The organism is Sphingomonas sp. So64.6b (genome assembly GCF_014171475.1).
GTDB classification, from domain to species: Bacteria; Pseudomonadota; Alphaproteobacteria; order Sphingomonadales; family Sphingomonadaceae; genus Sphingomonas; species Sphingomonas alpina_A.
This window is the reverse complement of record NZ_CP048817.1, coordinates 2,821,517-2,839,567: the sequence shown is the minus strand read 5'-3', so window position 1 is coordinate 2,839,567 and position 18,051 is coordinate 2,821,517. Positions and strand designations below refer to the sequence as shown.

Genomic DNA, 18,051 nt, shown 5'->3' with positions numbered 1-18,051 from the left:
CAGTGACCCTTCGCTCTTACCGGCGGAGGGTTTGCTGTGTGCGGGGATGTCTAGGGAAAGGTAGTGGGCCGGAGTCGGGCCGGGCGCCGTGCGCCGTGCGCAGTTAGGATAAGGTGACTTGGCCTCTACTCCGTCATCCCCGCGGAAGCGGGGATCCCGCTGCCTTGCCCCGCACTAAGAAGAAGCGGGATACCCGCGTTCGCGGGTAAGACGACTGCGTGAAGGGCGCACTCCCCTTCCGCAGACTGCCGGGAAGCCGGCAATCCGCGAAAGGGGCATTTATCAGAAGGCGGCGCTGATCGAGAAGATCGCCGCACCGTCCGCGCCAAGTGCTTCCTTGGCGTTCAGGAAGTTGGTCTCGTTGGTGTTGACGTAGGAGACGCCGAAGGTCAGCGCCTTCCAGGCCACCGTCGCGCCGACCGAATAGTCGATCACGTCGCCGGTCACACCGCCCATGAAGCTGTCGCTCTTGGCATAGCCGATATGGGCGTTGAGCCCGAACGGCGTTTTCGGGATGCCGGCGTTGAGTTCGCCGTGCAGATAGATCGACGATGCGTCGCCAAGCGCGGCCTGGCCGCCCCAGGCATAGTTTGCGCCGACCTTGGCGGTCACCGGGCCGAGCGTCGTGCTGACATTGACATAGGGTTCGAAGAAGTCGGTGTCGGCATTGCCGTGCTTTGGATAGAGATAATATAGCAGGCCGCCATCGAGCGTGATGCCGTTGAAGGTCTTCGAATAACCGCCATAGAGATCGACTTCGGTATTGCCGGCAAAGCCGATGCTCGAGGCCCAGGTGCCGACATAAAAGCCGCTGTCATGGGTCAGCACGATGGTGCCCTGGATCGCGGCATTCTCGTTATTCTGCGTGTAGCCGCGGAAACGATAGTCGCTGACCAGAGTGGCGCCGCCGGTGATCTTGATCGACGAAGGGGCGTCGGTGTCCGAACCGGCCGCCGGCATCGCCGCGGTCAGGCTGAACACCACCGCGCCATCGGCGCCGATGAAGTTCTTGTAGCCGCCGGGAATCAGGCCGCCAAAGGTCGAATTGGTCTCGTCGGTGTTGACATAGGATACGCCCAGCGTGAGCGATTTGTACGCCGCGGTCGCACCGAACGAATAATCGAGCACCTTACCGTCGATACCGCCGGGGAAGGCATCGCTCTTCGCCCAGCCGATATGCGCGTTCAGGCCGAACGGCGTCGATGGGATCGCGGTGCTGATGTCACCATGGAGATAGACCGCCGAATTGTCGCCCAATGCGGCCTGACCGCCCCATGCGTAATTCACGCCGACCTTGGCAGTAACCGGACCGACCGTCGTGCTGACGTTGACATAGGGTTCGAAGAAGTCGGTGTCGGCATTGCCCTTCTTTGGATAAAGATAATAGAGCAGCCCGGCGTCGAGCGTGACCTTGCCGAAGGTCTTGGTGTAGCCGCCGTACAGATCGACCTCGGTATGGCCAGCGAACCCGACACTCGACCCCCAGGTGCCGACATAAAAACCGCTTTCGTGGTTCAGGTTGATCGTGCCCTGGATCGCGCCATTTTCACCGGTCTGTGAAAAGCCGCGGAAGCGATAATCGCTGACCAGCGTCGCGCTGGCGGTGACGGAGAAGGGCGATGCCGCCGGTGCCGGTTCGGCGGCCGGCGCGGCGTCCTGAGTGGCGGCCGCGGTGTCATCGACGACGGTTGTGGTCGTGTCCGCGGCAGTGGCCGAAGCTGGAGCGGTTTCGCTGGCGAATGCCGGCGTGGCGCTGGCGATCATCAGCGCGCTGAGGCTGATCATGGAAAAATGGCGCATGGATACCCTTTCGAACAAAGATTGGTTCCAACACCCTGCGTCCGACGGATGTCGCATCTGTCAGGCACCCTTGGGCACCCCGCGCAATCGACCGTTGACGCAATCGAATTGCCGAAAGCTGCTGCAGCGCACAACAAAATTCGACGTTCAGCAACATTCAGCAATGTTTGTGTGGCCGCAGTGCAACACTGGTTACCGCTGCGCAACGACCTCGCGGAACCGGGCCAGGCCGTCGGAAAGGTCGGCGATCAGGTCGTCGGCGTCCTCGAGCCCGATCTGCAGCCGGACCATCGGCCCGGCATCGTCGCGTTTCGTTACGCTGCGGTAGCGAGCGGGATCGACCGGCAGCGCCAAACTCTCGAACCCGCCCCAGCTATAGCCGATACCGAAATGTTCGAGCCCGTCGATCAGCGCGGCGCGGGCCGCTTCGCCGCCGCCGTCGAGCACGAAGGAGAACAGGCCCGACGCGCCCTTGAAGTCGCGCAGGAAGACTTCATGCCCGGGATTGCCGGGCAAAGCGGGGTGCAGCACGCGGGCGACTTCGGGCTGGTCCTGTAACCAGTGCGCGATCTTCAAGGCGCTCGCTTCATGCTGTTTGAGCCGCACCGCCATGGTGCGCAGGCCGCGCGAGCCGAGCCAGCAATCGTCGGGGCTGGCAACCTGGCCGAGCTGGAAACTGGTGTCGCGCAGCTTGGCGAAATGGCCTGGTGCGGCGGTGACCGATCCAAGCATCACGTCGGAATGACCGACGACGTATTTGGTGCAGGCAAGCACGCTCAGGTCGATGCCGTGCGCGATCGCCGGGAACAGCAGCGGCGTCGCCCAGGTATTGTCGAGCAATGTGGTCACGCCACGCGCCTTGGCGGCGGCGACGATCGCGGGCACGTCCTGCACCTCGAAGGTCAGACTGCCCGGGCTTTCCATCAGGATCGCGCGGGTCCGATCGCCGATCAGGTCGGCGATGCCGGCGCCGATCATCGGGTCGTAGAAGCGTGTGGTGATGCCCATGCGCTTGAGCAGGCCGGTGGCCAGCGACCGGGTCGGGTCATAGGCGCTGTCGACCAGCAGCAATTCGTCGCCCGGCGACAGGACCGAGAGCAATGCCGCCGCGAGTGCCGCGACGCCCGAGCAATAGAGGAAAGTCCCCTCCGCGCCGGGTTCGAGTTCGGTCAGCGCATCGGCCAGCGCCCATTGCGTCGGCGTACCGCGCCGGCCGTAGAACAGCCGGTGATGCGTGTCCGACACGCGTTCGCGCAGCTCGGCGACCGAATCGTACAAGATGGTCGAGGCACGCCACACCGGCGGGTTGACCACCCCGCCGGTCCATTCCTTGCGCCGCCCGGCGGACACGACGCGGGTCGCGCCATCCTTGGGGCGGCCGGTCTCGTCGCTCACTGGCTGCCGGTCGCCTTGGGGGTTGAGCTGTCGGCGCCCCATTCGGACCAGCTGCCGTCATAGACCGCCGCCTCATTGCCGAGCAGATGCGCGCCGAACGCCAGGACCGACGCGGTGATGCCCGACCCGCAAGTCGTGACCAATGGCTTGGCGAGATCGATCCCGGCGCCATCGAAGGCGGCCTTGAGCGCCTCGCCCTGCTTATAGGTGCCGTCTGGGTTGAACAGCTCGCCCTGCGGCAAATTCTTCGAACCCGGGATATGGCCGGCATGTGTTGCAGGGCGCGGATCCGGCTCGGCGCCGGTGAAGCGCGCGGCGGAGCGTGCGTCGAGCACCTGTTCCGCGCCGCTGTCGAGATTGGCCTTCATCTGGGCGATGTTGCGCACGCCCTTGTCGTCGGCCCACACGGTGAAGTGACGGTGGCGCAGCTGTTCCTTGCCGCTCGCCGTGTCGCGGCCTTCGGCCTTCCACTTGGCGAACCCGCCGTCGAGGATGGCAACGTCATGCGCGCCGAACGTGCGCAGCATGAACCAGGCGCGCGCCGCGGTATGATAGGGCGAATCATCGTACAGCACGATGCGGCTGCCATCGCCGAGCCCGAGCGACTGCATGCGGCTGGCGAATTTCTCCGGCGGCGGCAGCATCGAGGGCAGGTCGGTATTGGTGTCGGCCAGTTCAGCCAGATCCATGAACACCGCGCCGGGGATATGCGCCGCTTCATATTCGGCCGCCGGATTACGCTTGTCGCCGGCCAGCACATAGGTTGCATCGACGATACGCAGGTCGTTCGCGCCCATTTCGTTCGCGAGCCATTCGGTCGTCACCAGCGAATCCATCATTATCTCCCTTGCAGATAGCGGTTCACTAGCGCTCGGGAGCGGCGACGTCGAGTGAGGTGGGGGCGACAATGTCGCTCCCCACGGCACGGCCGATTGTCGCCTCCGTCAAACGATTTGAACTATTTATTACAGGTTGGAGTATTGAACCTTGGCGCGGGGCCAATATCTGAGTCGCGCGCGGACGCATTCGTGAAAACGAATCGTGCGTCACGAGCGATGAGCCGGTCGGCGGCGGGGGATAAAGAAATAATGAGTCCTATACTCGGCGCCGTGGTGCTGTTCGCGAATTCGCCATTGTCCGCTGTCGAAATACCGTTGCCGCCAGTCATGGTCCAGACGGCAAGCGATCAGCAAGCTCCGGCCGCCCCGCCAGAATCTCCCGTGCCGGCGGCGCCCGTCACGCCGCCAGAGGCCGCGCCCGTGGCCCCCGCGGCTCAGTCCCCGGTCGCACCCGACCCGGCGGCGCCGGCGGACGCGACGGCGCAGAACCCGCCGGGCGACCCTCTTGTCGATGAAGATATTCTCGTCTCGGCGCGACGGCGTTCGCCGATCGATCCGATGGAACAGGTCAATGTGCAGTCCTACAAGGCGGTTCAGGCGCTCGATGGCGCTGTGGTCGCGCCGATCGCCAGGGGCTACAAGAAAGGCCTGCCCAAGCCGGTGCGCGACGGCATCCATAATTTCCTTGATCATATTCAGGAGCCGATCATCTTCCTGAACTATCTGCTGCAGCTAAAGCCAGGCAAAGCGGCGGAAACGCTGGGCCGCTTTGCGATCAATTCGACGGTCGGACTGGCCGGGGTGGTCGACATCGCCAAACGCAAACCCTTCAAGCTGCCGCATCGCCCCAACAGCCTGGCCAACACGCTCGGTTATTATGGCGTGAAACCGGGACCTTATTTCTTTCTGCCGCTGGTCGGCCCGACCACGCTGCGCGATCTTTTCGGGATCACGATCGATCGGCTCATCCTGCCGGTGACCATCGGCACGCCGTTCAATAAGGCGTATTACACTCTGCCGGTCAACACGCTCAGCGCGCTGGATTATCGGGTGGCGTTCGACGACACACTGACCGTGCTGCACACGGCCTATGATCCTTATGCCGCGACACGCGACGATTATCTGCGCAAGCGCAAGGCAGAGATCGACCATTTGCACGGGCCGAACTGGCCCGGGCATCGCATCGTGACGCGGACCATCGTGCCGCCTGCCGTGCCCGTACTTGGGGCTGACGGAACGTTCGGCGCGGCGGTTGCGCCTGCCGAGCCTGTCTCAACCACAGCGGCGCCCGTCGCACCGACGCCCGGCGTCGGAGCGACGGTGCCGGAGGCGGCTTCTCCCACGCCAAAAGCGCACGACTAATCCCGCCCGATAGCGAATGAGTATTGAGGCCAATCGCTAATTTCTTGCCTTTGCCTGCTCCCACACAGATTCAAACTCCGCAGCCGATATCGCCACGGGTTCAAATTGCGGATCGGTGGCAATCTCCTCCATTGTCGGGAACGGCTCTATGCCAAGCTTCGTGCTGCCTGAATGTTCTTCGCTGTCGGCAAAATCAGCGCGCCCATCGGCATAAACCTCAACTTTTCTCTCTTCCCAAAGCTCCGGATTCAGTTCGCTGTAAAGCATCACTGGATCGTCGGGCGAGGTGTGCATCCATTTAACTTTGATATACTTCATTTGCCTGGAATCCTTCCGCTACCGAGAAGTCTGCCTGTCAGGTCAAGCGGCGTTTCGTTTCGGATAACATAGACACCCACGCGACCTGGGATTGCTCCCAAACCGGTAGCATCAATTTCGACATAGTGTGTAAAACGATCACCATGGAACGGCCGACCCAGGAACTCACGGGATAATTGTGCGGGCGTTTTAGTTCCTGGTGCAAAATCTGAGACATATTGTCCGTTACCATATCGAACGTCCTTGGTTCCAGCTCGCCAAAGTGACGGATTAAGGGATCGGCTTTCCGCGATGCCGGCCGCACCGGCTTCGTTTGTATAGTGATACAGAACTTGGCGACCGGCCGTACCTCCCTCATTCCCCACTGTGTTCGCAGCGCGCCCGGAGAGTCGCGACAAAGCTCCACCGACTCGGTTGCCAAACGCGCGCACGGAGGGCGCGGCGGCCTCAATGGCTATCGGCGCGATCTTGCCGATGACCTTGCCCGCGCCGAAGCCTAACGCGTTAGAAGCGACCTCAATGGCATAGGCCTTGCCAAATGCCTTGGCTTCGCGGGCATAAGCTGCACTGGCGCGGACCTGTTCGGTATCGATGATTGCCTGTAGTCGATTAATGTCCGCGCCGAACGCGGCCCGGAGTTTCTCGTTACCCGCAACTCCGGCTTTCATGACGTCGAGGGTCTTGGCCAGCCGTTCGTCGCTGGGATGCAATTCTTCCAGCAAGTGATCGGTCAGCGACGTGCCGTTCAATACGTTGCGGTGCAGTTCCGTCAGGCGATCAGCGGCCGAGATGCCTTCCGCACCAAGCAGGAAAGCGAAGTAGGTCTTGTCGGCATCCGCCTTGTACGCGACGCCGTTGGTGACATGCGCGCGCCACTGGTTGCCGGATCGTGGTTGCTCCATCCTGGGATCCGAGGGCCCATTTACGGGCGGCGTTCCGGCTCGCGGCGCGGTGGCCGCTTTCTCGCCGTTCTCGACCGCGGTAGCGATGACCTGATCGGTCGTCTTGCCATCCTGGTCTGCAGCAGACTGTTCGCTGGGATTGCCACCTGACCAGAAGGAATCGCCGAGTATCTCATCGGCGAGTTCTTGGCTGTTTGTATTCAGTGGTGTGCCACCCGGGCGCTCGCCATGGCCCACCGACCTACGCCAGCCGACTTCATCCTGTGCCGACCAAACCCCATGCGCGCGCGCAGCGCGGCGTAGCGCATCGGCGATCTCGTCATCGTTCGGCACACGCTGACCACCGGTCAACACCGTCAGATCGGTCATCATCCGCGAGTAAAGCTGCAGCTCAAGGCGCTGCCGCGCCCGGTTTGCATCGACCGGGCTGTCGGGTTCGAATGGGATCTGCACCGGCATCTCCGTCGCATTACGAGCCAGGGGCGATGACGATCGTACCCGCCTCCAAAAGGAAACGGGCTGTAGCGAGCGGACGGAAATGTTGAATCGGAGAGCCAAGCTCTCACATGGAGCGAGTCCCCTTTTTCGCGCCCGTCGGAAGAGCGACAGTCACCGCAACGGCTTCAACGAAAATCAGGCGCCCGACACCTGGAACAATCGCCGCACTGGGGCGCATTTCAATTTCGCACCGCCTTCCCTAAATAGCACGCATGACCCCAACACATCTCGGCAAGACCAGCGCGCTGCCTGCTTCCCCGGAGGAAGCGGTGCTCGATTATGTGCCCAATCCGCGTCCCGGCCGGCCTTATCTGGTGCGCTTCACCGCGCCTGAATTCACGTCGCTCTGTCCGGTGACTGCGCAGCCCGATTTCGCGCATCTGGTGATCGACTATGCGCCAGGTGCGACGATCGTCGAATCCAAATCATTGAAGCTGTTCCTCGGCGCGTTCCGCAATCATCAGGCGTTTCATGAGGATTGCACGGTCGGCATCGGCGAGCGTTTGTTCGCCGAGATGGCGCCGGTCTGGCTGCGCATCGGTGGTTACTGGTATCCGCGCGGCGGCATCCCGATCGACGTGTTCTGGCAATCGGGCGAGCCGCCCGCCGGCCTGTGGCTGCCCGGTCAGGATGTGCCGGGGTATCGCGGACGCGGCTGAAGTCGCTCAATTCACCGCGGAATCCGTTCATTCTGCGTCAAGGTTGATCTCGATCAGGACGATTCACTTGTTGCGCTGCAGCATAAGTGCAACCATATTCAAATCTGGCCGTTCGGAGAAGGCATGATTGGGGTGCAAAACCCCTTATACACCTGGAAGGATTGAAATGTCGCTCCACAAGGACGTCGTAGCGCCTATCGATCATATCGCCCTGATCGGCAACTTCCTGCCGCGCAAATGCGGTCTTGCAACATATACTACCGACACGTTTACCGCGCTCAAGGGCCGTTATCCTGACGTGAAGGTCGATGTCTATGCGATGGACGACCATCCCGGACGTTACGACTATCCACCCGAAGTAACCGGCAGCATCCCGCAGCATGAGCGCATCGCCTATCTCGACACCGCGCGTGCGATCGAGGCAAGCGGCGCCAAGGCGATCTGGCTGCAGCACGAATATGGCATTTACGGCGGACCGGCTGGCGAATTGATCCTTGCCCTGCTCGATCGGGTATCGATCCCGGTTATCGTCACGCTCCATACGATCCTGGAAAAACCCAGCGCCGATGAACGTCGGGTGATGGAAGGGCTGTTGCGCCGCGCCGCGCGCGTGATCGTCATGGCCGAAAAGGGCCGCGAGATTCTGGAGCGGGTCTATGGCGCGAATTCGCGTTCGATCGTGATGATTCCGCACGGCGTGCCGGATCGCCCGTTCGTCGATCCCAATACGCTCAAGGCGCAGTTCGGCTGGCAAGGCCGCAAGACCGTACTGACCTTTGGCCTGCTCGCGCCCAACAAGGGCATCGAGACAATGATCGAGGCGCTGCCGGCGATCGTCGAGGCCAATCCGGATGTGCTGTATGCCGTGCTCGGCGCGACCCATCCCAATCTCGTCGCGCATGAAGGCGAGAAATATCGCGATGGCCTGAAGGCGCTGGCCGAAGAGCTTGGCGTTGCCGCCAATGTCGAATTCATCGACGCGTTTCTCGAACATGGTGAACTGATCGACTATCTCCAGGCGTCGGACATTTATGCCACGCCCTATGTCAATCCGGCGCAGATCACATCGGGCACGCTGTCTTATGCGGTCGGCGTGGGCAAGGCGGTCATTTCGACGCCCTATGTCCACGCTACCGAGATTCTGGCCGACGGCCACGGTGTGCTGGTCGATTTCGGCGACAGCGCGGCATTCGCACGTGAGATCAACCTGCTGCTCGGCAGCGAGCGTAACCGCATCCGTCTGTCGGAGCGCGCCTATGCGCGTGGCCGCACGATGATTTGGCCGGTGCTGGCGGAGACGGCGATGCGTGAAATCGAAACCATGGTCGCCGCCAAGCCGCGCCGCCTGGCCAGTGCCAAGCCGGCATTCGCGCCGCTCGCACCAGATTTCGCCGCGGTCGAGCGAATGAGCGATGCGACCGGTATGTTTCAGCATGCGATCCTGTCGGTACCCGATCGTCGTCACGGCTATTGCATCGACGACAATGTCCGCGCGCTGATGCTGATGACCGCGATCGAGGACATGGATGAAGTCGTGCGCGACAAATGGATGACGGTCTATGCCGCGTTCGTCCAATATGCGTGGAATCCCGACCATCGCCGGTTCCGCAATTTCATGAACTTCGATCGCACCTGGTGCGAGGATGAGGGGTCGGAGGATTCGAACGGCCGGACCTTATGGGCGCTTGGCGTGACCGCAAAGCGCGCGACCGCGGCAAAGCATCGCGATTGGGCCGCGCGCCTGTTCGATGAGACCGCAAGCCTCGCTTTTGAACTGACCAGCCCGCGGTCGCAGGCCTTTGCGATGCTCGGCGCAGCCGCCATGCTTGGCGCGCATCCCGGCCATTCGATGGCGCTCAAGATTCTGCAGCGCTTCTCGAGCGACCTGCTTGCGCTGGTCGAGGAGGCGCGACGGCCGGAATGGGAATGGTTCGAAATCGTCCTCGCCTATGACAATGCGCGCCTGCCCGAGGCGCTGATCCGCGCCGGCATGATGCTGGGCCGTGAGGACCTGCTGCGCTGCGGCCTGTCGACACTCGACTGGATCACGCAGCAACAGACCACGCCGGAAGGTCGATTCCGCGCGATCGGCACCGAAAGTTTCGGACGTCCTTATGCGCCGCCATTGCCGTTCGATCAGCAGCCGCTCGAGGCTCAGGCCACGATCGATGCCTGTGCCGCGGCGTTCAAGGCGACCGGCGACCAGCGCTGGGTGCAGGAGGCGATCCGCGCCTATCGCTGGTATCTCGGCCAGAACGATCTCGATCTGCCGCTCGCGACGTCGCAGGATGGCGGTTGCTTCGACGGCCTGATGCCAACCGGTCTGAACCGGAATCAGGGCGCTGAGTCGATTTTGGCGCTGCAATTGGCCTCTTGTGCCATTTCGGGGCTTTCAAAGGCTAGCGAAAGCGTGGCAGGACCGGATCGCGCCGTCGCATAGCCTCGCTAACGACGCCGCTTGGCGTTGTATGCGAGGCATTTGGTGGTCGAAATCTTCAATCACGCATTGCGGCTTTATGCCGATCCATCACGCGTCGTGGTGCGCCCGTTCCATCTTGCGTGGAGCGGTAATGGCGGCAGCCGGACCGAACGGCTGGTGCGCGAGGTGCTCGCCATGGATTCGGCCCAGACGCGCGCCGAGCTTGAAACCGTATTGAAGGATTTCGAGGCGCGCCATTGGCAGACGCGACGCGTGTTCATGACTCGCTATGACGAAATCGAGGAGATGCTCGGGCTCGACGGCAGCGAGATCGGCGACGAGAAGCGCCAGTTGATCGGCGCCTATTTCTGTCACGAATACAGCTATGCGGCAGCCGCGCTGATGAACCCCAGTGCGGTGCCGCATTTCGACCAGTCGGGCATGCCCAAGGGGTCGATGCGCATCCTGATGTCCCTGCGCGCCGTGGGTGAGGGGCATATCTCGTCGGTCGCGTTCCGCGAGGGCATCATTACCTCGAAGAATGAGATGAAGCTTGCGCCCGAGCCGCCTTTCGCCACCGCAACCGATGCGGTCGGCATGGACGAGAAGCTGCTGCCGGAAGGACCGATCACGGTCTATCGCCACCGCGATTCGACGCTGTCGGGCACGGTGATCTTTCCGATCACCGCGGCGCAGTCCAAGGGGCTGGAGGATCTGCGCCTCGTCCACTTCACGCATGACGATGGCAGTGTCGAATGGCTTGGCACTTACACCGCCTATAATGGATCGACGATCCAGTCGGAGCTGATGCGGACCAAGGATTTCCGCGCCTTCGATCTGGTGCCGATGACTGGTTCCGCTTCACGCAACAAGGGCATGGGGCTGTTCCCGCGCAAGGTGAACGGCCAATATATGATGATCGGCCGGCAAGACGGCGAGAATCTGTTCCTGATCAAATCCGACACGCTGACCCATTGGGACGAGGGCGAACGATTGCTCGCGCCGAAATATCCGTGGGAACTGGTACAGATCGGCAATTGCGGGCCACCGATCGAACTCGACGAGGGGTGGCTGCTGCTGACTCACGGCGTCGGCGCGATGCGCAAATATTCGATCGGCGCAGTCCTGCTCGACAAGCATGATCCGTCGAAGGTGATCGGCCGGACGGCGCAGCCGATCCTCGCCGCCGCCGATCAGGACCGCGAGGGCTATGTGCCCAATGTCGTCTATAGCTGCGGGGCGATCCGCCACGGTGACAAGCTGTTCGTGCCCTATGGCGTGGCCGACAGTTCGGTCGCGTTTGCATTTATCCCGATCAAGGCGCTGATCGCGGGGATGGAGCGCTAAGCTCCCTTATCGGCGCGGGCGGGGTGACACCTCGCCCGCACCCTTTTGTCATCGCGCCAATGAACGCGTCCGATTGTACAGTAGCGCAATGAACGCGGCGAACAGCAGTGGCGCAGCATACATCGCGATATGTTCGAAATTCTCACCGACCACCGCTAGCGGCGCATCGATCGGCGGGATCGGCGAGCCGCGATTGGACCAGGCGACGATGCCGGCGAACGCGACGCCGAACAGACTTTCGCCGACGATCAGGCCGGTCGCCGCGAGCGTACCCAGCCGTTCCGCGAAGTCGGGATTGGATGCGCGCTTTGCCCAGCGATCGTAGAAATGGCCGATCACCGCGCCGATCGGGATCAGCAAGGTGAGCGCCATCGGCAGGTAGATGCCCATACCGACCGCGAGCGGAGGCAGCCGCATCTTGCCGGTCCGGCCGAGCAGTTCGTCGATGATGATGACGACCACGCCGATCCCGGCGCCGATCGCGATCAGGCTCCAGTCGAGATCGCCGCCGAGTACGCCCTTGGCGAGCGATGAGATCAGCGCCGCTTGCGGAGCCGAAAGCGCATTGGGGCCGGCATTCGGCATGCCGACGAAACCGAGCGTGTCCTTGAGCAGGTCGAGCACCAGCGGAATGACCAGCGAGCCGAAGATCACGCCCATGACCAGCGCGACCTGCTGCTTCCACGGCGTGGCGCCGACCAGTTGCCCGGTCTTCAGATCCTGGAGGTTGTCATTGGAGATGGTCGCGACCGAAAACACGATCGCGGTGGTGAACAGCGCATAGGCGATCAGCGCGTTGGTGCGCGCGACATCGGTCGAATAACCGAAGATCGCCACCAGCAGCAGCGACGCGCCGAGTACGGCGAGAATGCCGACGCCCGACACGGGCGAATTCGACGCGCCGATCAGGCCGGCCATATAACCGCAGATCGCCGCGATCAGGACACCGACGATCAGGATGTAGAGCACCGTGCCGCCGATCACCGCGAGCGGATATTCATGCACCGGGCCGCCGGCGGAAAAGCTCCACAACAGCCAGGCGATCGGTGGCAGGGTGAGCAGGATCGATGCGCCGACGATGCCGATCGGCAGGTCGCGTTCGGTCAGTTCGAGGATCGAGCCCCCGGCGCGTGCGCGCGACGCGGCCATCGCCGATCGCAGCCCGCCGATGATCGGCCCGATGATGCGCAGCAGCGACCAGACCGCGGCGACACCGATCGTGCCCGCGCCGATAAAGCGCACCTGGCTGCGGAACACGGTGTTGACCACCGCGTCGACCGGATCGGCAAAGGCGTTGAACGAAGCGAGATACGGCACCAGCCCGGCCCAGGAGATGATCAGCCCGAAGAACATCGCTGCGCCGACCGACAGGCCGACAAGATGCCCGACGCCGATCAGCGCCATCGAATAGCTGGTCGAGACCCCAGTCGCGGTGCCGCCGATCTTGAACGTCTTCGCCGCTTCGGCGGCGACCAGCTTCATCGCCGCGAGCAGCGCGAAGAATGCCGAAATCGCCGATCCGAAAATGATGACGCGCAGGCCCTTGGCATTCTCCAGATCGCCCTCGACCGATCCCGAGCCTACCTTGAGCACTTCGGCGGCGGCGACCCCCTCGGGATAGGGCAGGTCCGATCCGGTGACGAGCGCGCGGCGCAACGGCACGGAGAACATCACGCCCAATATGCCGCCCATCGCGCAGACCGCGACCGTCGTCCAATAGGGGAAGCCGGTCCACCAGCCGACCAGGATCAGGCCGGGCAGCACGAAGATGATCGCGGCCAGCGTACCCGCCGCGCTGGCGATGGTCTGGACGATGTTGTTTTCGAGAATGTTCGAATTCTTGAAGAAACGCAGCACCGCCATGGAGATCACCGCTGCCGGGATCGAGGTGGCGAAGGTCAGGCCGACTTTCAGCCCGAGATAGACATTGGCCGCGGTGAACACGACGGTGATCAGCGCACCGAGGATGATGCCGCGGATCGTGAGCTCGGCCAGCGGGCGAGCGGAGGGCGTCACGGGGACGGAGGCCATGAAAACTTACCTTGCGAAAATGGGAATGGTGCCCGCGAAATCACCCGCGACGGCGAGGGCCGTAAGCGGGGAAGCGAAGGGGCACGGTGTCATGCCAGCATCGTGGCACAATCTCGACGCATAGCGACAGGATTTTTTGATCGCGAAGCGCGCCCGCCAAGGTGCGGTCCCGCGTTCGCGGCAACCGTGATCAATCGAAGAAGAGATATCCGGTATCGAATCCAGCGAATTCCTTGAGCGCCGCCCAATCGATGATCGTCACCAGCCCCTGGCGGAATTCCACCAGCCGCCGCTCGCGCAACTGGCGCAGCATGCGATTGGCATGCACCGCGGTCAGTCCGGTCGCGTCGGCCAGGTCGATCTGTGTCACCGGAAAATCGAATTCCAGGCCGCGCGTCATGCCGATCCGGTCGAGCCGCGTGAACATCTCGCAGAACAGATGGGCGAGCCGCACCGCGGCCGAACGCGCGCCGACCGAGACGATCCATTCGCGATTGATCGCCGCATCGACCAGCGTCGAGCGCCACAGCAATTCGGTCAGTGTCGCAGATCGCTTGGTCAATTCGTGGACCTTGTCGTGCGGGAAGGTCGCGACCGTGACCGGGGTCAGCGCCGCGACCGAATGTTCGAGCCGCTTGAGCGGATAGCTGTGCAGGTCGACGAAATCCCCGGGGATATGAATGGCGAGGATCTGTCGGCGGCCTTCCGGCGTGTCCCTGAACCGCTCGATGAAACCATTGAGCAACAGCGTGCATTGGGTCAGCGGCGTTTGTTCGCGCACAATGATGCGCTTGGCGGCGAACTCCTGAGTGCGGGCGGCGGCTGCCTCCAGCGCGGCGCAGTCCTCCGCCGAAAGAACCGGTGTGCGGTGGGTTTGCAGGAACAGCCGCGTGATCATCATTGCCTCCGGGCATCGGAACCATGCCGTGCCATATGACGTTAATAGCCTGTAGAGAACGGAGAAAATAGGTGGCTGCCAGATCTCCTCATAATGTCCCGACAACGGCTACCGCCGAACAAGGCGAAGTCATGCTCGACGGCCCCGATGGCCTGGCATTATCGATGACCCCCGATGCCGCAAAACGGTCGGCCGACCATATCGCCCATGCGGCGAGGGAGGCGGGGAATCAGGCGCGCAAACCGGTTGACCCGAAAAAGGCCTGACGGCTATATTTGCCGGGTAACGCCCGGAGTGGTTCATGAAGGAAATTGTCGCCCGCTGATTGCCGGCCCGGGAATCCACTCCCGGCGGATCGGCATCGTGCGTAGCTCCTACCGACCGGCTCCAGCCGGGCGGATCGAATCGCCGCGTCGGGCCAACCCCAGTTCCGGGGTCACAATTTTCAATGAATATCTCGAAATACGAACAGCGCGTGTTGCACGCGCTGGCGCAGGGTGGACGTATCGTCCATCGCTGGGACGAAGAGGGCAAGCGGCTCATCGCGGCCGATTGCTTCACGCGTGGAGGACATCGCCTCGCCGATTGCTCGATGGCGTTGTTCCGCCGCTTGCGACGCCGCGCGCTGATCGCGAGCATGGGCGGCCAGCCCTATCGCATAACGCGCCTCGGCCTTGCGGCGGTACGGTCGCAGCTAGATAATCGCTGATGCGTCCAGGGGCCGGGCGGAAACGTCCGGCCCCGTTACCGCTGCTGCAAGCGGACCCTTAACGTTGCTCGTTTAAGGTCGCGCGATGTTCAGCCGTCTTTTCCGCAGCCGAGCGGCGACCTGACTATCCTGGCCAATGCGCTCGGCTCCGGCGGCTAGTTATTTGCCCGCGAACAGGAACGCGACCGCCCCGATCAGGCAGGCCAGCGCGCCGACATGCCGCCATCCGACCGGTTCGCCCAGCACGGTGACCATGAAGATGCCGAACACGAGCAAGGCGATCGCTTCCTGCGTGACCTTGAGCTGCCCGCCGCTCCAGCCTGCGGCATAGCCGATGCGGTTGGCCGGCACGGCAAGGCAATATTCGAACAGCGCGATGCCCCAGCTGATCAGGATGACGAGCAGCAGCGGTTTCGCCATGCCGCCCTTGAGATGCCAGTACCAGGCGATCGTCATGAAAATGTTGGACGCGACCAGCAACAGGATCGTCGGCATCGGCAAGCCTCCGGCACGCCGGGCAAGATCACCCGGCCTTGGGTCTCGGCTTGATATCGCTGCTGCGGATATGCCAGCTTTTTTGTGCCGGCGTCGCGCCGTCGATGTCGCCGGTGCGGTGTAGCGTGACGCTGCCGATCATATAGACCGGGCGCGCACCTTGTTTGAGGCGACCATAAACCTGCACGGGCACCGTCACGTAACGCTGGCCGGCACCCGCATCGATCGCGCCGGGCGCGCCGATATTCGCGTGATATTCGCTATATTTGTCGAAGCTTGCCGCGAACGCCTCGGCGCTCATGCCTGAATCCTTGCCGCCATTGTCCCATAATGCCCAGGCGCGGCGATACTTCTTCTCGCCGAGCAGCGCGTAATAGGTCTGCACGACATTGGCCGCGCCCTGCGCGCTGTCGGGTGTGAATGGCGCCTCGGATACCGGCGTGCGATCATCCGGCAGGCCGCCGGGCGTGCCGGGCGCCGGGGGATTGAGCGGCTCGGGCGAGGATGAAGGCGCCGGCGTCGGTAAGGGCTCGGGAGTGGAGCCCGGCAGGGGAGCTGCGTCCTGACCGGCAGAGTTGGCGGCATAGCTGTCGATGCTGTTTTGCGCCAGCGTCGCCGCGGCGTTGATATCGATATCGGCGTTGGTCGTTTCACTATCCGGCGCGCATGCGGTGAGCAGAAGGGGCAGCGCAATCAGATAGCGCATGACAGACCTCTTAATCTTTGAGTGAGGGCTATCTTAACGCGGATCAATCGCCCCCGGTTCCGTATGAACCGGGGGTGTCCGAATTTACAGGTCGCCGAATTTGGCGAATTGCTCGTTGCCGACAAAGCCGAGCCGCGTCACGCCGGCGCGTTTGATCGTCGCCAGTGTCTGGTCGAACCGCTCGTACCGCGCCTTGGCGGCGGCACGGATCTGCAACTGGGCATTGTCCTCCTTCATGAAACCGGCGAGCCGCGCGGGCAGTGCCGCGTCGCTGATCGGTGCCCCGTCCCAGGTAAGCGCGCCGTTTGCAGTGAGGTCGATTCGGTGAATGGTCATGGTTTCGACTGGGCCCGGCTGCGGCTGCGGCAGATCGATCGGCACTTTATGCGTCATGATCGGAATGGTCAGGATCATCATCACCAATAGGACGAGCAGGACATCTATCAGCGGTGTGATGTTGAGGTCGGAAAAGGGCTCGGTATTTTCACTGCGAGCCGGACCATATTTTATCGCACGAGCAGCCATGGCATCCTCCTGTCAGACAAAAGATGTTACAACGTAACATAGTTCGATCTGCACGCAAGGGGTTTAGCGGGGTTAGCAGTTCTCGTATTTCCAATTGCGGCGCTTGCCCTCGCGCAGCCAGCCGATCGCTTCGGCGACCCGTTTCGACCTGGTCTCGGTGCGCTTCGCGTCGCCGATCCATTCGCAATATTCGCGGCGGCAACTTGGCGGGAAGGCATTGAAGGTAGCGGCCGCGGCATCGTCGCCCGCCAGCGCCTCGGCCAGTTCTTGCGGCACATCGGCCTCTGGCTTGGCCGGCCGTTCCGCACGGGGCCGGCCACCTTCGCCTGCATCGATCAGTGCGGCAGCGTCGCGGATCATCGCATCCAGCGCGTCCGGTTCGGGCAGGTCGGCCATGCCGGCAAGTTTGCCGAACTGGCCCATCGCTTCACCCTCATGCCCCGTCGCCGAACTTTCGCGCTTCCAGAAGCCGAACGCCGCATGCGCCTTGAAGGCGGCCATATTGGCGAGCGGTTTGCCGCGATAGGTGAAGAACGGCATGCTCCATTTGATCGTTTCCTCGACCTCCGGCAGCGCCGCGTGCATGTGGGCGCGAAACCAGGCAAGGATCGGCCGCGCGAAGGGCGCGCTGGCGTCGATATAGGCGTCGATACGAGGGTCGGTCTGCATGGCACGCTCCTGTCGTGCGGCCATGCTGGACCCGGGCGGCGGGTGCGGTCAATCCGCGTCCCCGCACCTCATGCGGCGGCGTTCCCTGTCAGGGCTTCAGCGCAGCGTCGTCGGCATCGTCCAGCTCGTCGTCATCGGCGAGCGTGCCGCTTTCAAAGTCGGCCTGCAGATCGTCCTCGTCATCATCGTCGTCGTCGCTGACATCATCGTCATCGTCGTCGCCGACCTCGTCGCTGAGCATGTCGAGATCGTCTTCATCCTCGTCCTTATCGCCGATATCGGGCGCGAGATCGGTCAGGATCGTTCCGTCGGTCGGCCCGTCACGCGTGACCTCGAGGATCTCCGCGCGCTGGCTCTCGTCATAGCCTTCTTCCTCGAAACCGTCATCGCCAGTACCTTCGCCCGGCACTTGATAGCCGCCCATGATCGTCTCTCCCGTCCGGCACGATGCCGGTTACAGTCGCGAACGGCGGGCAGGG

General features: G+C 62.8%; 18 protein-coding genes. 6 read left to right on the top strand and 12 right to left on the bottom strand.

All coding sequences use genetic code 11. The annotated features are described in order from the left end of the window. Window positions 1–282: 282 nt before the first annotated feature. From G4G27_RS13625 to G4G27_RS13615, 3 genes are all read right to left on the bottom strand, one after another. Window positions 283–1,800, bottom strand: coding sequence for a TorF family putative porin (locus G4G27_RS13625; protein WP_244624332.1), 1,518 nt, complete (start codon window positions 1,798–1,800; stop codon window positions 283–285). 192 nt (window positions 1,801–1,992) lie between these two features. Then, window positions 1,993–3,237 (bottom strand): cystathionine beta-lyase, encoded by a 1,245-nt coding sequence (metC, locus tag G4G27_RS13620; protein ID WP_183109163.1) that lies wholly within the window; start codon window positions 3,235–3,237, stop codon window positions 1,993–1,995. Further along, window positions 3,192–4,031, bottom strand: coding sequence for a sulfurtransferase (locus tag G4G27_RS13615; protein ID WP_183113790.1), 840 nt, complete (start codon window positions 4,029–4,031; stop codon window positions 3,192–3,194). The genes metC and G4G27_RS13615 overlap by 46 nt, the downstream gene beginning before the upstream one ends. A 252-nt stretch (window positions 4,032–4,283) precedes the next feature. Between G4G27_RS13615 and G4G27_RS13610 the strand changes: the two genes are divergently transcribed. After that, a complete protein-coding gene (locus G4G27_RS13610; protein WP_244624331.1) occupies window positions 4,284–5,396 on the top strand; it encodes a VacJ family lipoprotein in 1,113 nt (370 codons plus the stop codon). 36 nt (window positions 5,397–5,432) lie between these two features. On the opposite strand, the gene G4G27_RS13605 is transcribed toward G4G27_RS13610, so the two are convergent. Together G4G27_RS13605 and G4G27_RS24005 are read right to left on the bottom strand one after the other, a co-directional pair. Further along, complete coding sequence (locus tag G4G27_RS13605; protein ID WP_183109162.1) at window positions 5,433–5,714, bottom strand: hypothetical protein; 282 nt, start codon at window positions 5,712–5,714, stop codon at window positions 5,433–5,435. Next, window positions 5,711–7,075 (bottom strand): HYD1 signature containing ADP-ribosyltransferase family protein, encoded by a 1,365-nt coding sequence (locus tag G4G27_RS24005; protein WP_202049572.1) that lies wholly within the window; start codon window positions 7,073–7,075, stop codon window positions 5,711–5,713. The genes G4G27_RS13605 and G4G27_RS24005 overlap by 4 nt, the downstream gene beginning before the upstream one ends. Before the next feature lie 251 nt (window positions 7,076–7,326). Between G4G27_RS24005 and queF the strand changes: the two genes are divergently transcribed. The 3 genes from queF (at window position 7,327) to G4G27_RS13585 (ending at window position 11,539) form a co-directional block, all read left to right on the top strand. Next, on the top strand, window positions 7,327–7,773 hold the full coding sequence (gene queF / locus G4G27_RS13595) for a preQ(1) synthase (RefSeq protein ID WP_183109161.1): 447 nt from the start codon (window positions 7,327–7,329) through the stop codon (window positions 7,771–7,773). Window positions 7,774–7,939: 166 nt separating this feature from the next. Then, on the top strand, window positions 7,940–10,213 hold the full coding sequence (locus tag G4G27_RS13590; RefSeq protein WP_183109160.1) for a glycosyltransferase family 4 protein: 2,274 nt from the start codon (window positions 7,940–7,942) through the stop codon (window positions 10,211–10,213). Between the two features lie 42 nt (window positions 10,214–10,255). After that, window positions 10,256–11,539, top strand: a complete 1,284-nt coding sequence (locus G4G27_RS13585) for a glycoside hydrolase family 130 protein (RefSeq protein WP_183109159.1) — start codon at window positions 10,256–10,258, stop codon at window positions 11,537–11,539. Between the two features lie 48 nt (window positions 11,540–11,587). Here the strand turns inward: G4G27_RS13585 and G4G27_RS13580 are convergent, their stop codons facing one another. Further along, complete coding sequence (locus G4G27_RS13580) at window positions 11,588–13,570, bottom strand: oligopeptide transporter, OPT family (protein WP_183109158.1); 1,983 nt, start codon at window positions 13,568–13,570, stop codon at window positions 11,588–11,590. Between the two features lie 190 nt (window positions 13,571–13,760). Then, window positions 13,761–14,468 (bottom strand): Crp/Fnr family transcriptional regulator, encoded by a 708-nt coding sequence (locus G4G27_RS13575; RefSeq protein ID WP_183109157.1) that lies wholly within the window; start codon window positions 14,466–14,468, stop codon window positions 13,761–13,763. A gap of 131 nt (window positions 14,469–14,599) precedes the next feature. Here G4G27_RS13575 and G4G27_RS24320 point away from each other — a divergent pair, with 131 nt between their 5' ends. Further along, window positions 14,600–14,734 carry a hypothetical protein gene (locus G4G27_RS24320; RefSeq protein WP_267134664.1) on the top strand — a complete coding sequence of 45 codons (135 nt, stop codon included), beginning with the start codon at window positions 14,600–14,602 and terminating at the stop codon, window positions 14,732–14,734. 182 nt (window positions 14,735–14,916) lie between these two features. Then, entirely contained in the window at window positions 14,917–15,177 is a 261-nt protein-coding gene (locus tag G4G27_RS13570; protein WP_183109156.1) for a YjhX family toxin, read from the top strand. Between the two features lie 159 nt (window positions 15,178–15,336). Here G4G27_RS13570 and G4G27_RS13565 read toward each other — a convergent pair whose 3' ends face one another. The 5 genes from G4G27_RS13565 to G4G27_RS13545 form a co-directional block, all read right to left on the bottom strand. Then, on the bottom strand, window positions 15,337–15,672 hold the full coding sequence (locus G4G27_RS13565; protein WP_183109155.1) for a DMT family protein: 336 nt from the start codon (window positions 15,670–15,672) through the stop codon (window positions 15,337–15,339). Between the two features lie 28 nt (window positions 15,673–15,700). Beyond that, window positions 15,701–16,378 (bottom strand): hypothetical protein, encoded by a 678-nt coding sequence (locus G4G27_RS13560; protein ID WP_183109154.1) that lies wholly within the window; start codon window positions 16,376–16,378, stop codon window positions 15,701–15,703. 84 nt (window positions 16,379–16,462) lie between these two features. Beyond that, entirely contained in the window at window positions 16,463–16,903 is a 441-nt protein-coding gene (locus G4G27_RS13555) for a biopolymer transporter ExbD (RefSeq protein ID WP_183109153.1), read from the bottom strand. Between the two features lie 72 nt (window positions 16,904–16,975). Beyond that, window positions 16,976–17,572, bottom strand: coding sequence for a YdeI/OmpD-associated family protein (locus G4G27_RS13550; protein ID WP_183109152.1), 597 nt, complete (start codon window positions 17,570–17,572; stop codon window positions 16,976–16,978). A gap of 88 nt (window positions 17,573–17,660) precedes the next feature. Further along, on the bottom strand, window positions 17,661–17,996 hold the full coding sequence (locus G4G27_RS13545; RefSeq protein WP_183109151.1) for a DNA primase: 336 nt from the start codon (window positions 17,994–17,996) through the stop codon (window positions 17,661–17,663). Between the last annotated feature and the right edge of the window lie 55 nt (window positions 17,997–18,051).